This window comes from Luedemannella flava (assembly GCF_039528515.1).
GTDB classification, from domain to species: domain Bacteria; phylum Actinomycetota; class Actinomycetes; order Mycobacteriales; family Micromonosporaceae; genus Luedemannella; species Luedemannella flava.
In genome coordinates this window covers 13171-28716 of sequence record NZ_BAAALT010000164.1, presented here as the reverse complement: position 1 = coordinate 28716, position 15546 = coordinate 13171, and the positions used below count along the sequence as shown (strand labels likewise).

General features: G+C 71.7%; 15 protein-coding genes. 8 read left to right on the top strand and 7 right to left on the bottom strand.

The genetic code is table 11. From position 1 onward, the window contains the following. Positions 1 to 42: 42 nt before the first annotated feature. The 3 genes from ABD211_RS23315 to ABD211_RS23305 are packed head-to-tail and all read left to right on the top strand — an operon-like array spanning position 43 to position 3014. The gene (locus ABD211_RS23315; protein ID WP_344135805.1) at positions 43 to 1398 is read left to right on the top strand and encodes a dihydrolipoyl dehydrogenase family protein; all 1356 of its coding nucleotides are present in this window, start codon (positions 43 to 45) and stop codon (positions 1396 to 1398) included. A 9-nt stretch (positions 1399 to 1407) separates the two neighbouring features. Continuing rightward, the gene (locus tag ABD211_RS23310; protein ID WP_344135802.1) at positions 1408 to 2346 is read left to right on the top strand and encodes a ribose-phosphate diphosphokinase; all 939 of its coding nucleotides are present in this window, start codon (positions 1408 to 1410) and stop codon (positions 2344 to 2346) included. A gap of 17 nt (positions 2347 to 2363) precedes the next feature. Continuing rightward, positions 2364 to 3014, top strand: a complete 651-nt coding sequence (locus ABD211_RS23305; protein ID WP_344135799.1) for a hypothetical protein — start codon at positions 2364 to 2366, stop codon at positions 3012 to 3014. A 58-nt stretch (positions 3015 to 3072) separates the two neighbouring features. Here ABD211_RS23305 and ABD211_RS23300 read toward each other — a convergent pair whose 3' ends face one another. Next, complete coding sequence (locus ABD211_RS23300) at positions 3073 to 3555, bottom strand: SIMPL domain-containing protein (protein WP_344135797.1); 483 nt, start codon at positions 3553 to 3555, stop codon at positions 3073 to 3075. Then, the gene (locus tag ABD211_RS23295) at positions 3507 to 4145 is read right to left on the bottom strand and encodes a DUF4241 domain-containing protein (protein WP_344135795.1); all 639 of its coding nucleotides are present in this window, start codon (positions 4143 to 4145) and stop codon (positions 3507 to 3509) included. The genes ABD211_RS23300 and ABD211_RS23295 overlap by 49 nt, the downstream gene beginning before the upstream one ends. Before the next feature lie 36 nt (positions 4146 to 4181). Between ABD211_RS23295 and ABD211_RS23290 the strand changes: the two genes are divergently transcribed. The 4 genes from ABD211_RS23290 (at position 4182) to ABD211_RS23275 (ending at position 7138) form a co-directional block, all read left to right on the top strand. Continuing rightward, positions 4182 to 4889 carry a hypothetical protein gene (locus tag ABD211_RS23290; protein ID WP_344135791.1) on the top strand — a complete coding sequence of 236 codons (708 nt, stop codon included), beginning with the start codon at positions 4182 to 4184 and terminating at the stop codon, positions 4887 to 4889. A gap of 168 nt (positions 4890 to 5057) precedes the next feature. Next, positions 5058 to 5816, top strand: a complete 759-nt coding sequence (locus ABD211_RS23285; RefSeq protein ID WP_344135788.1) for a metallophosphoesterase — start codon at positions 5058 to 5060, stop codon at positions 5814 to 5816. Between the two features lie 107 nt (positions 5817 to 5923). Further along, positions 5924 to 6586 carry a hypothetical protein gene (locus ABD211_RS23280; RefSeq protein ID WP_344135785.1) on the top strand — a complete coding sequence of 221 codons (663 nt, stop codon included), beginning with the start codon at positions 5924 to 5926 and terminating at the stop codon, positions 6584 to 6586. A 12-nt stretch (positions 6587 to 6598) separates the two neighbouring features. Then, positions 6599 to 7138 (top strand): hypothetical protein, encoded by a 540-nt coding sequence (locus ABD211_RS23275; protein WP_344135856.1) that lies wholly within the window; start codon positions 6599 to 6601, stop codon positions 7136 to 7138. A gap of 59 nt (positions 7139 to 7197) precedes the next feature. Here the strand turns inward: ABD211_RS23275 and ABD211_RS23270 are convergent, their stop codons facing one another. The 4 genes from ABD211_RS23270 to ABD211_RS23255 all read right to left on the bottom strand — a co-directional run bounded on the left by ABD211_RS23270 (position 7198) and on the right by ABD211_RS23255 (position 12483). Further along, positions 7198 to 8709 (bottom strand): MFS transporter, encoded by a 1512-nt coding sequence (locus tag ABD211_RS23270; protein WP_344135782.1) that lies wholly within the window; start codon positions 8707 to 8709, stop codon positions 7198 to 7200. A 159-nt stretch (positions 8710 to 8868) separates the two neighbouring features. After that, a complete protein-coding gene (locus tag ABD211_RS23265) occupies positions 8869 to 9456 on the bottom strand; it encodes a TetR/AcrR family transcriptional regulator (protein ID WP_344135779.1) in 588 nt (195 codons plus the stop codon). A gap of 96 nt (positions 9457 to 9552) precedes the next feature. Then, positions 9553 to 11436, bottom strand: a complete 1884-nt coding sequence (locus ABD211_RS23260; RefSeq protein ID WP_344135776.1) for a CASTOR/POLLUX-related putative ion channel — start codon at positions 11434 to 11436, stop codon at positions 9553 to 9555. A 267-nt stretch (positions 11437 to 11703) separates the two neighbouring features. Continuing rightward, a complete protein-coding gene (locus tag ABD211_RS23255; RefSeq protein WP_344135853.1) occupies positions 11704 to 12483 on the bottom strand; it encodes a FecCD family ABC transporter permease in 780 nt (259 codons plus the stop codon). A 218-nt stretch (positions 12484 to 12701) separates the two neighbouring features. Between ABD211_RS23255 and ABD211_RS23250 the strand changes: the two genes are divergently transcribed. Further along, positions 12702 to 14081, top strand: a complete 1380-nt coding sequence (locus ABD211_RS23250) for an HNH endonuclease signature motif containing protein (RefSeq protein ID WP_344135774.1) — start codon at positions 12702 to 12704, stop codon at positions 14079 to 14081. A 33-nt stretch (positions 14082 to 14114) separates the two neighbouring features. On the opposite strand, the gene ABD211_RS23245 is transcribed toward ABD211_RS23250, so the two are convergent. Beyond that, a complete protein-coding gene (locus tag ABD211_RS23245; protein ID WP_344135770.1) occupies positions 14115 to 15494 on the bottom strand; it encodes an MFS transporter in 1380 nt (459 codons plus the stop codon). Positions 15495 to 15546 lie beyond the last annotated feature (52 nt).

The window sequence follows — 15546 nt, the reverse complement described above, 5'->3', positions numbered from 1 at the left end:
CACCGGTCGCGGACCCCGCTCCGGGGTGGCAGGCTGACCCCCGTGGGTGTTTACGAGGCTGATGTGGTCGTGATCGGGCTGGGCGTGGGCGGCGAGGAGGTGGGCGGCCGGCTCGCGGCCGCCGGCCTGGACGTCGTCGGCATCGAGGGCCGCCTGGTCGGCGGTGAATGCCCGTACTGGGGCTGTATCCCGACCAAGATGATGATCCGCGGGGCGAACCTGCTCGCCGAGGCGCGCCGCGTGCCCGGCCTCGCCGGCAGCGCCACCGTCACACCGGACTGGGGCCCGGTCGCGGCGCGCATCCGCGACGAGGCGACCGACGACTGGAACGACAAGGTCGCTGTCGACCGGTTCACCGGCAAGGGCGGCCGTTTCGTGCGCGGCCGCGGCGTGCTGGCGGGTCCGCGCCGGGTCAGGGTCAACGACGACGAGTACGCCGCACGGCGCGGCGTCGTCCTCGCCACCGGCACGGCGCCGAGCCCGCCGCCGGTCGAGGGCCTGGCCGGCACCCCGTTCTGGACCAACCGCGAGGCGGTCGAGGTCAAGACGTTGCCGGCGTCCCTGGTGATCCTGGGCGGCGGGGCGATCGGCGTCGAGCTGGCCCAGGTCTTCGCCCGCTTCGGCGTCGCGGTGACCGTGGTGGAGCGCTCGGACCGGCTCGTCGCCGTCGAGGAGCCGGAGGCCTCGGAGCTCGCGGCCACCGCGCTGCGCGGCGACGGGATCACCGTGCACACGGGCGCGACGACGCAGCGCGTCGCGTACTCGGAAGAAGGTTTTGTCGTGTCACTCAGTGACGGGACCACGCTGCGGGCGGAGAAACTGCTGGTGGCCGCCGGGCGCCGGGCCGAGCTGGACACGCTCGGACTCGACACGGTGGGGCTGGACCCGTCGGCGCGCAGCGTCGCCACCGACGAGTGGATGCGGGCCGGCGACGGGTTGTGGGCCGTCGGCGACCTGACCGGGCACGGCGCGTTCACGCACATGGCGATGTACGAGGCGGACGTGGCCGTGCGCGACATCCTCGGCCAGGGCGGCCCGCCCGCGGACTACCGGGCGGTGCCCCGGGTGACGTTCACCGACCCGGAGATCGGCTCCGTGGGGCTGACCGAGAAGCAGGCCCGCGATGCCGGTCGCGCGGTCACGGTCGGCACGGCGCAGATCCCCGCGTCGTCGCGCGGCTGGATCCACAAGGTCGGCAACGAGGGGTTCATCAAGCTGGTCGCCGCCGACGGCGTCCTGGTGGGCGCCACGTCCGCCGGGCCGACGGGCGGCGAGGTGCTCGCCGCGCTCACCGTCGCGATCGCCGCGCGGGTGCCGGTGCGCCAGCTGCGCCACACCATCTGGGCGTACCCGACGTTCCACCGCGCCCTCGGCGACGCGCTGCGCGAACTCGGCTAGTCTGGCCGCGTGCGCGACATCGCCGTCTTCAGCGGCAGTGCCCATCCGGAGCTTGCCGCCGAGATCTGCGACCACCTCGACGTGCCACTGCACCCGGTGCGGGTCGACCGCTTCGCCAACGACTGCCTCGAGGTGCAGCTGCAGGCCAACTGCCGCGAGCGCGACGTGTTCCTGGTGCAGCCGCTCGTCCCGCCCGTGCAGGAGAACCTGGTCGAGCTGCTGCTCATGCTCGACGCCGCGAAGGGTGCCTCCGCCGCGCGCACGACGGTGGTGATGTCGCACTACGCGTACGCGCGGTCCGACAAGAAGGACGAGCCCCGCATCTCGATCGGCGGCCGCCTCGTCGCCGACCTGCTCACCGCGGCCGGCGCCCAGCGCGTCCTGGCGATGACCCTGCACTCGCCGCAGGTGCACGGCTTCTTCAGCGTCCCGGTCGACCACCTGCACGCGCTGCGCGAACTGGCCGACCACTTCCGTGGGTACGACCTGTCCAACACCGTCGTCGTCTCCCCCGACCTGGGCAACGCGAAGGAGGCCTCGGCGTTCGCCCGCCGGCTCGGCATCTCCGTGGCGGCCGGCGCCAAGCAGCGCTTCAGCGACGACCGGGTCGTCATCAGCGACGTGATCGGCGAGGTGGAGGGCCGCGACATCATCGTCCTCGACGACGAGATCGCCCGCGGCTCCACGGTCTTCGAGCTGCTCGACCGGCTGCGCGAGCGCGGCGCCGGCAAGGCGCGGGTGGCGTGCACCCACGGCCTGTTCGCCGACGGCGCGCTGGAGCGGCTGCAGGCACACGAGGACGTCCTGGAGATCGTCTGCACCAACACCGTGCCGCTGGGCAAGGAGAAGTGGGTGCCGAAGCTCAAGGTCCTCTCCATCGCCCCGGCGCTGGCCGAGGCGGTGCGCCGCATCCACAACGGCGAGTCCGTCAGCGCCCTGTTCCACTGACCCCTTCAAGGAGCGCCGTGTTCCTCCATGAGCTGCCAGGCGCCGTCTGGGACAAGGTGCCCGTGGCCGAGGCCAGGCAGCACTACAACCTGCTGACCCTGAGCGACGACAGCGTGGACCTGCCGGACATGTTCGGCGACGAGCCGGAGTACTTCCTGGTTCACCGCGGCGACCTGGTCATCGACGGCGGCGTGCGCCTGGTGGACGACTTCAGCACCGAGATCTCCACGCTGTACGCCATCGACGGCGACCTGACCGTGTCCGGCCCGCTCAGCCTCGGCAACCTCGACAGCAACTCATCCCTCGTCGTCACCGGGTCGCTGCACGCGCCCGACCTGATCGCCACGGGGCACGGCCAGCTCTTCGTCAGCGGCTCCCTCACGGTCCCCGGCCTGCTGGTGACCGGCCTCGCCGACGCCGGCCACCTCGTCGTGCACGGCACCACCACGGTCGGCGCGTGGATCGAGGTGAACGGGCGCGGCGCCATCTATCTCACGCCTCCGCAGAACGCGCGACTGATCGGCAGTCCCGACAACTGCTACTTCGGCGACGAGGAGACGCCCGAGTCCCCGCAGGACGCCCTCCTCGCCGAGTTCATCCGCGACGGCCGCCCCGACACTGCCGCGATCGCGCAGGCGATCCGCGACCGCCGCCCGGTTCTGCGCTGATGCCCGCACCCGGCGAGCCGTGGCGGGAAGCCGGAAGGTTCCCGCCACGGCTCAGTGATCAGTCGCGGGCCAGGGCGTAGCCGACGACCACCGCCGCGGACACCACGATGTGGCCCGGCGCGAGATCCTGCGCGGTGGTGGCCACGGCCTGAGCGTGACCGCGGTACCGACCGGCTGCGGACTGCTCCGGATCGACATCCTCGATGTGCACGACGACGCCGAGGCGCACGTCAGCGGCCTCGGCGTACAGGTCGGCCTTGGCGCGTGCCGCGGCGACGGCCTTGCGGCGGGCCTCGGCCCGCAACTCCCGTTTGGCGAGGACGTCGAAGTCCACACCCTCGATCTCGTTGGCGCCGGCCGCGACCACGTCGACCAGCAGCGGCTCGACGTCGTCGAGCACGGTGGACTGGACCGCGAAGGCGGCCTGGCACTGGTAACCGACAGAAACTCCGCATCGTTCAGGGTTGCGCGCGGTTTTTCTGCGGGCACCGCTCAGGCGTCCGGCAGCACCTGGAAGTCGGTCACGAAGGTGGCGATACACCCGTCGGCGGTCCACCCCACGTACGTCGCGTAGGAGCCGTCGCCCCAGCCCGACCCGACGACGTAGACGTTCGCGCCCGTATTCTCGTCGACCACGGCGCTGATGACCGCCTCGATCGGGTCGAGCGGGATCTGGGCCGGAATGAACGTCTCATCGATCCGGTCGAAGTCCCAGCTCTGCAGCGTCTCGATCGTCACCCGGTCGGCGAGCGTACCGGTGCCCGCGTCCACGCCGTACCCGAAGTAGGAGTCCTCATCGAGCGACGCGACATCCTGGTCGGCGTGCGCGGCCATGGTCCACGACGCGACCGGCTCGTCGACGATCACCAGTTGCAGCGCGGCGATCCGCCGCTGCCACTCGACCTGGTCCTTGTGCAGCACCGCCACCCACGCCCGCAGCGGGTACGTGCCCGGCTCGACCGTGTCGACGAACGGGGTGGTGTGGGAGACCAGCGGGTCGCACCCCACGATCTCCCCGGTCGGCAGCACGAGCGGCCCGAGTTCGAACGGCTCTACGACGTAGGTGACGTCGTCGAACTCGAAGCGACGACCCTCGACCAACGACGCATCAAGATCCGGAAAATATGGCACGCGGCGCAGCGTACCGGGTCCGTATGATCGCGCGTCGTGAAGTACCTCGCGACGGTCTGTCTTCCCCCGACGGGTCAGGACAGCGCGGCCGACGCGCTCGTTGCCGCGCTGGCGCCGTTCGATCTGAACAACGACCGCGACGAGCCGGCCGACATCTGGGCGGCCTGGGACTGGTGGGCGGTGCCCACGCACGGCGCCCTGCCGCTCAAGCCGGAACACCGGGGCGATCCGCGCGTGGCGTGGGCGGAACTGCCCGACGGGAACCTGGTCGTACTCGCCGCGCCAAAGGCCGCCATCGACTTCGCGACGATGCGGCGCGAGGCCGCCGAGCACGCGGCGGGAACCTGGGACGCCTGGGCCGCGGTCGCCTCCGCCCACCCGCCGGCCCTGCCCCGCGCGCACTTCGACGCCACCTGCGACCCCGCCGACGCGCAGCGGCTCTACCTGCTCCAACCGGCCATCCAGGAGGTCGCCCTGGCGGCGGCCACCCAGCAGCACCCGTACTTCACGTTCCCGGTGCTGCTCGCGGATCCGGTCGCCCAGTTCAGCGGCGACCGGGACGCGTTCGTCGCCCGGGCCGCCGCCGTGGCTTTCGCGACCTACGCCTACATAACGCTGGACGGGGCCTGGGTCACCCAGTTCACGGACGACCGCGGCTGGGACGCCCACGTGCTCGCGATGACGGACTACCTCGACGCGCTGCCCGACGACACCGTGCTCGCCGTCGTCAAGTGCCACATCTGACCGGCCTCACCAGCCGCCGTCGAAGAATGCCAGCAGGGCGCCTGGCGTCCCCGAGGGTAGCGACGTTATACACCCGCTACCGGGTCCATCGTGGACCTGTCACTACCGGCCGGTTCCCGGGCTGTGAGCGATGGATGACCACGCTATCGTCGTCGGACGGAGGCGGCCATGACGAAGATCGCGATCATCGGGGACGTCGGTGGGTGCGCCGACCAGCTCGCGGCGGCCATCCGCCCGCTGGTCGACGACGAGGACACCATCGTGATCCAGGTGGGCGACCTCGTCGACCGTGGCCCGGACAGCGCGGGCGTCCTCGCGCTCGTCCGCGAGCGCCTCGATAACGCCCCGCACCGGTGGGTCCAGCTGATCGGCAACCACGAGGCCCAGTACCTCGGGGGTACGGCGTTCTGGCCGCACCAGCTCGACCCCGACGACGCCGACCTGCTCCACGGCTGGTGGCTGAAGGAACGCCTGCGCGTGGCCGCCGCCGTCCGCACCGCCGACGGCGAGGAGTTCCTGGTCACCCACGCGGGCCTGACCGTGGAGGCGTGGCAGGACCTCGGCGCGCCGGTCACCGCGGGCACCGCCGCCGACCTGCTGAACACCAGGCCGGACGACCTGCTGTGGCACTTCCGCGGGCCGCTGTGGGCGGAGGCGGGCCCGCACGTCTACCAGTCCTGGCTGCAGCCCGACCGGCCCGTCCCCTTCGGCCAGATCCACGGCCACTCGACGATCGTCAACTACCGGCACGGCACCTGGCTCTGCGACGAGCGCGTCCGCCAGCGCACCACGGTCGCCTGGGCCGCCCGGCACACCTTCACCCGCATGGGCGGCTCGCGGTTCATCGCGGTCGACCCGAAGCACGGCACCACGGGCGCCCCGACCTGGTCCCCCCTCATCCTCGACAACGCCACCCTGCTGACCTGACCCGGAACTCAGCGGACCAACCGCCTCCCGACCATGTGAACTGGCCGCTGCCGACCGTTAGCTGTTAGCGTGCCGTACCGGCCACATGTTGACCTTGGTGGTGCTCCGTGGAAACCGTTCAACCGCGCCTGCTGCTCCTCACGCCGCTCGGGCAGGACGCGGCGGGAACCTACTGGCACGCCCACGATCAGGTGCGACAGCACGCCGTACGGGTACATGAGCTCCAGGGCGCCCACGCGCATCAGCCGCCGACGGTCCCCGAGGGCTTTGAACTGGTCACCGAGGCCGGGCGACTGTTCGTGATCTTCCCGGCCGACGCGCCGACGCCAGCGATGTGGCCGATTCACGGGCCAGCCATGGCAGGCCCGGGCCGGCGGTCCCACAAGGGTGTGGTGATAGGCGGGATTGTCGCCGCCTTCATGGTGCTGCTCCTGGTGGGCGCAGTGGGGGCGACGGCGGTCATCCTCGCCAACCGTGGCGAGGACGCCGTCAACGTGACCCTGAAGGACATCTCCAAGGACCAGTGCGTGACGACCACGTCATCGTCGACCGATCCCGCTGCGGAGCACCACCCGACGATCGTGCCGTGCGAGTACGACCCGGGCCACGTCCATAGGGTGACCAGTGTGCACCCGGGCGTCCGCCGCGACGAGGTCCACGACATCTCGCTCTCCGGCTTCCTGTACTGCGGCATGGGCATGGGCGACTACCTGACGCTCATCTGGGTCAGCGAGGACGGCACCACCGGCACCATGCTCTGCCTGACGTAGCGAAGGTCCGTGATGGCCACCGATTTCCTGGTTCTGCCGCCCCGCCTCGACAGCACGGCGGAGCTGCTCGCCGAGGCGGCCCGGCGGCGCGGCCTGGCGGTCGAGCAACTGCCCGGCGCGCAGGCGCCGGCTCACCTGCTGGCTGCCGGCGACGGGCATGTCTACGGCGGTCCCGTCTTCGCCGGCGCCGTCGCCGCCGACCTGGGCCTGGCCCTGCTCGAGCCGCCTGACGACTGGCTCACGCGGCTGCCCTACGGGTACACCCGCCGGGACATCAGCCTCACCACCCTCGGTGAAGCGCGCTGGTCCCGCACTCCGATCTTCGTCAAGCAGCCCCGGGAGAAGTCCCTGCCCGCCGCCGTCTACGCCGACGGGTCGCGGCTGCCGACCGACGAGCGCCACCCGCCGTGCACGTCGCCAGCCGGTACGCCACCCACGGTCGGCTCGACCCGGCGCCGTTGCGGCCGACCCACGCCGCGACGCCGTCCGCGACTTCGCCGCGCGGCCGGCCCACGCCACCGCCTGGCCGCCCGCGACCGGCCCTTCACCTGAGGAATCCATGCCGCGCGTTGACCGGGGACGCCCGCTACGGCGCCCCCGGTCAACCCCCGTCAGCCGACCAGCACCGGCACCCGTGGCTCCACGGACGTCCCCGTGGCCGGCGCCGTCTCCGCCGGTGAGCGCCGGATGAAGGCGATCGTCAACACGGTCGCGGCCGCCATCAGGACGGCGCTCACCGTGAACGCCACCGTGTACCCGTGGATCGCCCCGTCCGCCTGCGCGGCCGGGCTCGTCCCGTTCGCCACCAGGTAGTTGGCGAACGCCGTGGTGAAGATGGTGTTGAGCAGGGCGGTGCCGAGCGACCCGCCCACCTGCTGGGTCGTGTTGAGCAGCGCGCTGGCCACGCCCGCGTCGTGCTCGGCCACGCCGGACAGCGACGTGCTCGACAGCGGCACGAACACCAGGCCCATGCCGAAGCTGATCACCGCGAACGACGGCAGGATGTGCGTGGCGTACGAGGTGTGCAGGTCCAGCTGCGTCAGCGAGATCATGGCGCCCGTGGCCAGCACGCCGCCGACGATCATGAGCGGGCGCGGCCCGATCCGGGGCAGCAGCTGCGCCGCGACCGCCGCCGCGACGATGATGCCCACCGAGAACGGCAGGTAGGCGACGCCGCTGCGCAGCGCCGAGTACCCCATGGTCTGCTGCAGGTAGTAGGTCATGAACAGGAACATGCCCAGCATGCCGGCACCCATCAGGATCGAGATGAGGTACGACGTGCCGCGGTTGCGGTCGAGCAGCACCCGCAGCGGCAGCAGCGGGTGGGTGGTGCGCGCCTCCCACCAGACGAACGCGGCGAGCAGCACCCCGGAGCCGACCAGGTAGGCGATGGTGGTCGCCGCGCCCCACCCGTCGGTGGCCGCCTCGGTGAAGCCGTAGACGAGCGCGACGAGGCCGGCCGTGGCGAGCACGGCGCCGATGATGTCGTAGCGGGTGTCGCCCTTCGCCCTGCTCTCCCGCACGATCGGCAGCGCGGCCGCGAACGCGATGAGCGCGACGGGGATATTCACCAGCAGGCACCACCGCCAGTTGGCGTACTCGGTGAGCAGGCCGCCGGCCAGCAGGCCGATCGCGGCGCCACCGCCCGAGATGCCGCCGAACACGCCGAACGCGCGCGCCCGCTCCTTCACGTCCGTGAACGTCACGGTGATCAGCGACAGGGCGGCCGGGGCGAGCAGCGCCCCGAAGACGCCCTGCAGGCCACGGGCGGCGAACAGCGTGGCCGCGTTGACGGCCGCGCCGCCGAGCGCGGACGCGCCGGCAAACCCGATGAGACCGATGAGGAAGGTCCGCTTGCGCCCGAAGTAGTCGGCGATCCGCCCGCCGAGCAGCAGCAGACCCCCGAACGTCAGCGTGTACGCGGTGACCATCCACTGCCGGTCGGCGTCGGAGATGCCGAGCGCGTGCTGGGCCGACGGCAGCGCGATGTTCACGACGGTCGCGTCGAGCACGACCATGAGCTGGGCGATCGCGATGACCGCGAGCGCCCACCAGCGCCTTCGATCGGGTGGTGCCGTGTCGTCGACGGCTGGCGCGAGCGTGTTCCCTGAGGTGTTCGACATGGGTATGGCCTCCAGTAGGGCATGGCAGTCACACATGACGTGTGGACGCGCCACGCGGGCGTGATTCATCGCGAGCGCACGCGTCGCGTGCGTTCGTGGGCGTTGACGGGCGTGTCTGATCCGCACCGGTCCATGCCGGTGCTCAATTGATTCAGGTGGTCAGGCGTCCTGGCGCAGTACGGGGAGAAGGATCCTGTCGACCACGCGGGTCACGTACTCCTCGTCGAGCTCGCTGCCCCACAGGCGGCGGGTCAGCATCATCGCGTGGATCAGCTCGTGGAGCAGCGTGGGGTCCGCGGTCGGCGGGACCTCGCCGCGCTCCACCGCGCGGGCGATCATCGTCTCGTACACGGCGTTCTTCATCTCGAAGAGCACCCGGTGCAGGGTCCGGGCCAGCTCGGCGTTGCGCGACGCCGCGGTGAGCAGGCCGGTCACGATCGCGCCGTCGTCTCCGTTGGCGACGGTGCACGCGGCCGTCAGCAGGGACAGCAGGTCGCCGCGCAGCGACCCGGTGTCCGGTGCCTCGGGCGTACCGCCGAAGCGCTGGGTGAGCGCCTCCATGACCAGCTCCGGCTTGTTCTCCCACGACCGGTAGATGGTCGCCTTGCTGGCGCGGGCCCGCGCCGCCACGGCGTCCATCGACATCCGGTCGTAGCCGACCTCGCCGAGAAGCTCGAAGACCGCCCCGCAGATCGCCTCGCGGCGCTCCGGCTTCGTCGCGGTCTCCACCCGATCACGTCCTCCCATAGAAGGAAACGGTACCGTTTCGTACGCCCGACGCTACCTCAAGGCCAGCGCTGTACGAAACGGTTCCGTACACCAATCGCGTGTGACGCCGCCCACTCACCCCTGGGCCAGCACGATCAGCCGGTCGATTGAGGGCAGCGGGTGGGTCTTGTCCGGGTTGAGGACGATGCCGTGGTGGCCTTCTCCCGGCTCGGCCATCCGGTAGCCGATCGCCACCTCGCCCCGCCGCCGCGCCGACTCCACCACGGTCGCGAACGTCAGCCCGGGGACCCAGCGCACGTAGTACATGGACGGGCGGACGTAGATCTCCGCGCCCGCGGAGTCGAACAGGTCCGTGAACACCGACTCGAGGTGCCGGTTCTCCGAGATCTGGGTCATCAGCAGGCTCACCAGCTGCTCGCTGATCACGAAGTCGTCGGCGCGGGTGAGCTGGGCGAGCGCCCGGTCGCGGTCGTCGCGCATCTCGCTCACGATCGACCCGTTCTTGCCGCGCTTCTCCAGCATGTCGCGAAGGTGCAGCAGCGTGACGAGCACCCGGGCGTCGGCGGTGAGCGGGTCGAGCACGTCGTCGGAGAGCACGATGACGTTGTCGTACCCGACGATCTCGATGCCCTCCAGCACGTTGCGGTCGCGGGTGTCCCCCTCGGTCACGGTCACCGTGAGCCGGCGCAGCCCGAGCCCGACCCGGGCCACGGCCGCCGCGGCGTCGCGCCGGTCGGTCACCACGTCGACCGTCGAGCCGGCGGTGACGTAGATGTCGAGCTGCTGGATGATGCGGGTCGCCCGGCCGTTCCAGCCGAGGAGCAGCGTGCGCTCGGGCGGCTGCGGCCCGCGCACCGAGTGGACGATCGCCGTCTCGTCGACGGGCAGCGGACCGGTCCGCAGCTGGATCGCCGAGTCGTCCTGGGCCAGGATGGCGATCCGGTCGCGCGGCCCGATGACCGTGTTCATCGGCGGGTTGAGCACGGCCGTGCCGCTGGGGTTGACGATCCCCACCGGGCAGCAGTGCTGGTAGGCCGAGAGCACCTGACCGAACTGGTAACCCACCAGCCGCGGCTCACTGATCACGTAGAACTCGTCCCCGCCGAAGTCGAGCAGGTCCTGGTAGATGACCGACAGGCCGGACTGGCGCGCGGTCTGCACGAGCAGCCGGGCGCTGATGTCGTCGGCGTCGACCACGACCGCGTCCCCGCCGGCCAACCGCGCCACGGCGCGGTTGCGGCCGTCGCGGACCGAGGCCACGACGTGGTGGCGGTGGTCGCGGAAGGCCGGGCCGCGGTTGATGGCCAGCAACACCTTGAGTACGTACGCGTCGGCGTCCTCGGCGTGCTCGGTGGGCGGCGCCAGCACGATGACCGACCGGGCCGCGTTCGGGTTGACCAGCTCCAGGTCGGTGAGGTCGAGCGGGCTGCCGGTGCGGCACACGATCCGCGTGGTACCCGTGTTGCCGAGCCGCCGGCGCAGCTGGTCCTCCATGTCGACCTTGTCGTGCTCGGCGAGGATCGTGATGGCCGCGCGCCGGCGGCTCCGGTTGGCCTCCACCAGCTCCGATACGACGGTGAACACCTGGTCCGACCAGCCGAGGATGACGGTGTGGTCGCTCTCGACCACGACCGAGCGCCCCTTGCGCAGCTGCTCCAGCTGCTGGTGGAGCCCGCGGGTGAGCAGGCTGATGAGCGCGCTGACGACGAAGACGCCGCCGACGGCGAGGATGAACCACAGCCCGAGCACGGCCAGGGTGCCCGTTTCCGGCACGTCCAGGCTGAAGGTGGACGCGAAGGTCTGCCACAGCAACAGGAACGGGTTGGGCTGGCGGCCCCGCTCGTCCGCCGGGTAGGCGAACTCCAGCGCGATGGTGACGATCACGACCATGACCATCGAGACGATCGCGAGCCACCCGATGAGGCTGGCCGTCCCCCGCGACATGGTGTTGTCGAACCAGTACCGCAGCCGCTTGCTGAACCGCGCCCCGCGCGCCATCCGTGCGTGTCTCCTGTCCCCGGCGCTCCCCAGTGGACTCCCCCGCGAATGTGAAGCGTCACTGTAGCGAAGCCGCCATCGACGGACCGACCTGGTGTCGGTCCATCGAAACCTGTCAGAGGTACGCGATAACCTCGATGGCACAAGGCAGGGACGTGCGCGTGCGCGACGCGACCGACGATGAGCCGGCGCTGGGCGACGGCACCGAGCTCTGCTCGGGGCGGAAATACTGATCATGGCCATCCTGAACGTCTCGACGTGGGCATGTCAGTCCACTCTCACTGGTTGCTGGCCCACCGGTTGCGGGCGCCCGGCCAGCAGCCAGACGAAGTAGACGCCGCCCAGCGGCACGGTCACCACGCCGACCGGCAACCGCGTCGGGGCGAACGCCCGCTGGGCGAGGAAGTCGCTGGCCGCGAGCAGCGCGGCGCCCATGACCGCCGACAGCGCCACGATGATCAGCCGAAAACCCTGAACCCCCTGCGGTACGCCAGGACGTACACGGCCACGGCCGTCACCAGCCCGAGCAGCGCCCGTACCACGCACGACGTGCGGCACCATGAGCCCGACGAACCCGATCGGCCCGACGGCCGCGGTCGCCGCCCCGGTCAGCAGCATCACCGCGATGATGGCCAGCGCCCGGGTCCGCGCGACGTTGGTGCCCAACGACCGGGCCAGGTCGTCGCCGAGCGCCACCGCGTTGAGCGACCGCGCCACGACGATCGCGAACACCAGCCCGACCGCGATGAACGGCGCGACGGCCGCAGCGATCGACATCGGCCGCCCGGTGAGCGCGCCGGCGTCCCAGAACCGCAGGTAGTCGAACGCCCGCGGGCGCACGAGCCGGACCGTGGCCGAGACGTCGTCCATCACCGCGCCGAGCGCGACCCCCGCGAGCGTGAGCCGCAGCGGCGTCGCGCCCCCACGCCCGGCCGACCCGAGCGCGTACACGGCGACCATCGCGACCGCGACCCCCACGAACGCGAACCACACGTACGACCAGATGCTCGTCAGCCCGAGCACCCCGATGCCGAACACGACGAACAGGCTGGCCGAGACCCCGCCGACCGCCGCCGGTCGGAGTGGACTCCGTCGCCGCGACGGGCTCGGCGGTCGCTGTCCGCCTCAACGCCTGCATCGCCGCCGGCCTCCACCGTTCGCTCGCCACGGGTCCGATGAGGATAGGCAAGCTAACGCAAGTCCAGAGTATCCACAGCTCCACAGTGGAGTTCTGATCTTCGAACAGATGTACTAGCGTTGCTGGTGTGTCCACGGGGGAACTGGGCGTCATCGACGACGCCGTGACGATCCTGGCTGCCAGGCCAGAATGGTCGCGGCGCGACGTCGACGTGGTCGCCGACTGCGAGGCGGTCCACCGGCTCGAACAGCGCCTCGCCGCCGTGCGGCTCGCGCTGGTCGGCGAACTGGACGCCCGCGGCCTGGCCCGCGACCTGGGCGCCACCTCCACGATCGCCTGGCTCCGCTGGCGCCTGCGGATCCCCGGTCCCGCCGCGGCCCGCATGCTCCGCCTCGCCCGCGCCCTCCGCTCACATCCCGCCACCACCGACGCCCTGACCAGCGGCAACCTCACGGTCGACCAGGCCCACGCCATCACGGAATCGATGGCCGCAATAAACGACGCCGCCCTACACGATCCGGCCCCAGACACCGCGACTCACGGCGACGCAGCTCACGGCGACGCAGCTCACGGCGACGCAGCCCCACGCCATGCCGGTGTAGGCGACGGTGGCCCGGCCGGCGGGCTGCCTGCCGAGATCGTCGAACGCGTGGAGGCGCTGCTGATCGATCACGCGTCCCGGCTCGATCCGTCGGCCTTGCAGGTGGCCGGTCGGCATGCCCTGGCCACCCTCGCGCCGAGTCTCATTGAGGAGCTCGAGCGACGCGCGCTGGCGGACGACGACCGCGGCGCCCGCCAGCGCCGCGGCCGCGACCTGCACGACGACGGCCTGGGCGGCACGGTGCTGCGCGGCTACCTCGACCGCGAGGGCGCCGCCGTCCTGCGCACGGCTCTCGGCCCGCTCTGCGGCCTCCGGGGCATCGGCGACGAGCGCCAGGCGGGCCGGCGCCGCGCGGACGCCCTCGTCGAGATCTGTCAGAAGGCGATGACCGGTGGCGCGTCGCCGGCGCGGGGCGGGCAACCGACCCAGGTGGTCATCACGACCCACTTCGACGTCCTGCGCCAGGCGCTGGGTGCCCGCAGAACGGATGCCGGCGACCACCTCGACCCCGCGACCGTTCGCCGCATGGCCTGCGACGCCATGATCCTGCCGGCGGTGCTGGGCGGCGATGGCCAGGTCCTCGACGTGGGCCGCGCCCGACGGCTCTTCACAGGCGCCACCCGCCGCGCCCTGGCGATCAGGGACCAGGGCTGCGCTTTCCCGGGCTGCGACCGCCCGCCGGACTGGTGCGACGCGCACCACCTGCGCTCATGGCTCGACGGTGGACAGACCAATCTGGACAATGGCGTCTTCGTCTGCCGCATTCATCACCGCCTGCTACACGAGCCGAACGGCTGGCAGGTCATCCTCGGACCGGACCGGCTGCCCACCTTCATCCCACCCAAGTGGATCGATCCCGACCAACGCCCCCTCCGCAACATCCGCCTCACCACCCGCGCGCCGTAGCCGGCCCCGGCGCCCCGGCGCCGGTATACAAGATCAGGAGAGGTTGGCCCGGGCCGCTGGCCGCGGCTGCGGCGCGGGCTGAGGCCGTGCCGCGGGCTGAGGCCGTGCCGCGGGCTGAGGCCGTGCCGGTGGCTGAGGCCGTGCCGGTGGCTCGGGCAGGTGTGCCGTTAGCCGCGTCATCCGGCGTTCCCATGCCGGGCCGCCGCGCATGTACAGCGCCGCTGCCACGAGGCCTAGCACGGTGCTGGACAGCCAGTGCCAACGGCCGAGATGCTCCAGCGAAAAGCCGCCGATAGCGGGCGCCACGAGACCGCCGGCGGGGAAGGCGAGATAGAAGACCGCCTGATAGCGGGCGCGGAGCGGGGCTGGCGCGAGACCAGCCTGGAGGACGGCGTTGGGCGGTGCGGACAGCATGCCGCCCAACGTCCAGCCGACGGCTGCCACGAGGTACACCGGATACGCGTCGACGAATGCCAGGCTGCCGTACGCCACGCCGGCCACCACCGCGGCGACGGCCAGGGCGGCGCGGCGGGATGCGTGACGGAGCAAGGTCGGTATGAACAGCTGCCCGATCACGATGAGCGCGGCGCTCAGCGCGCCCAGTCGCCCGTAGTCGCCCGGCGTCAAGCCGTCAGCGCGCATGGCGAGCGGCAGCAGCGTCGTGCCCTGCGCGCTCACCGAGGCGGACAGGAATGTGAGACCCACGAACCCGAGGAAGACTCGGTCCCGTAGCACGGCGAACAGTCCGCCCTCCGCGCGCCCGCCGCGGTCCGCCGAGCCGCTCGCCGAGCCGCTCGATGAGGGGGACGAAAGGCCGGACGACGGGCCGGACGCGGGCCGCGTCTCGGGGACCTTGAGCAGGAGGAGCACCGCGGCCGCCAGGGTGGTGGCGGCGTCGAGGGCGAACATCAGGCCGAAGCTCACCTCGGCGAGTGCGCCGGCCAGCAGCGACGCGGCGGCCACGCCGGCGTTGTGTGCCCAGAACTGCAGGTTGAGCGCCCGGGTACGTGCCCCGTCCGGGACCACGTCGACGATCGCGGAGATCATGGCGGGCCAGGTCATCGCGTGGCACACGCCCGCGACGACGCAGATGCCCGCGATGAGCGGCAGCCACGTCGCCTGACCCAGGGTGAACAGCGACCCGGCCGAGCCGAAGTACGCCACGAGCAGCGTCGGGCGCCGCCCCCACCGGTCGGCGAGGACGCCGCCGAGCAGGTTGCCGGCCACCCCGCCGATGCCGAACGCGCCCACGACCAGGCCTGCGACCGAGACGCTGACATGTCGGGCGTTGGTCAGGTACAGCGACAGGAAGAGGACCGCGAAGCCGCCGACCCGGTTGACGAGGATGCCGACCCACAGGTACCAGAACGTGGCGGGCAGGCCGCCGCCGACCGAGCCGAACCACCGTCGCACCGCGTAGCCTCCCCTGTTCCCGCACAAAATCTAAGCGCGGGAGGGTCCTGGC

Bases quoted from the DNA above. Each gene is read 5' to 3' on its own strand.
- ABD211_RS23285 (WP_344135788.1), top strand. From the start codon at position 5,058: ATGACGAAGATCGCGATCATCGGGGACGTCGGTGGGTGCGCCGACCAG.
- ABD211_RS23275 (WP_344135856.1), top strand. From the start codon at position 6,599: ATGGCCACCGATTTCCTGGTTCTGCCGCCCCGCCTCGACAGCACGGCG.
- ABD211_RS23270 (WP_344135782.1), bottom strand. From the start codon at position 8,709: ATGTCGAACACCTCAGGGAACACGCTCGCGCCAGCCGTCGACGACACG.
- ABD211_RS23265 (WP_344135779.1), bottom strand. From the start codon at position 9,456: ATGGGAGGACGTGATCGGGTGGAGACCGCGACGAAGCCGGAGCGCCGC.
- ABD211_RS23260 (WP_344135776.1), bottom strand. From the start codon at position 11,436: ATGGCGCGCGGGGCGCGGTTCAGCAAGCGGCTGCGGTACTGGTTCGAC.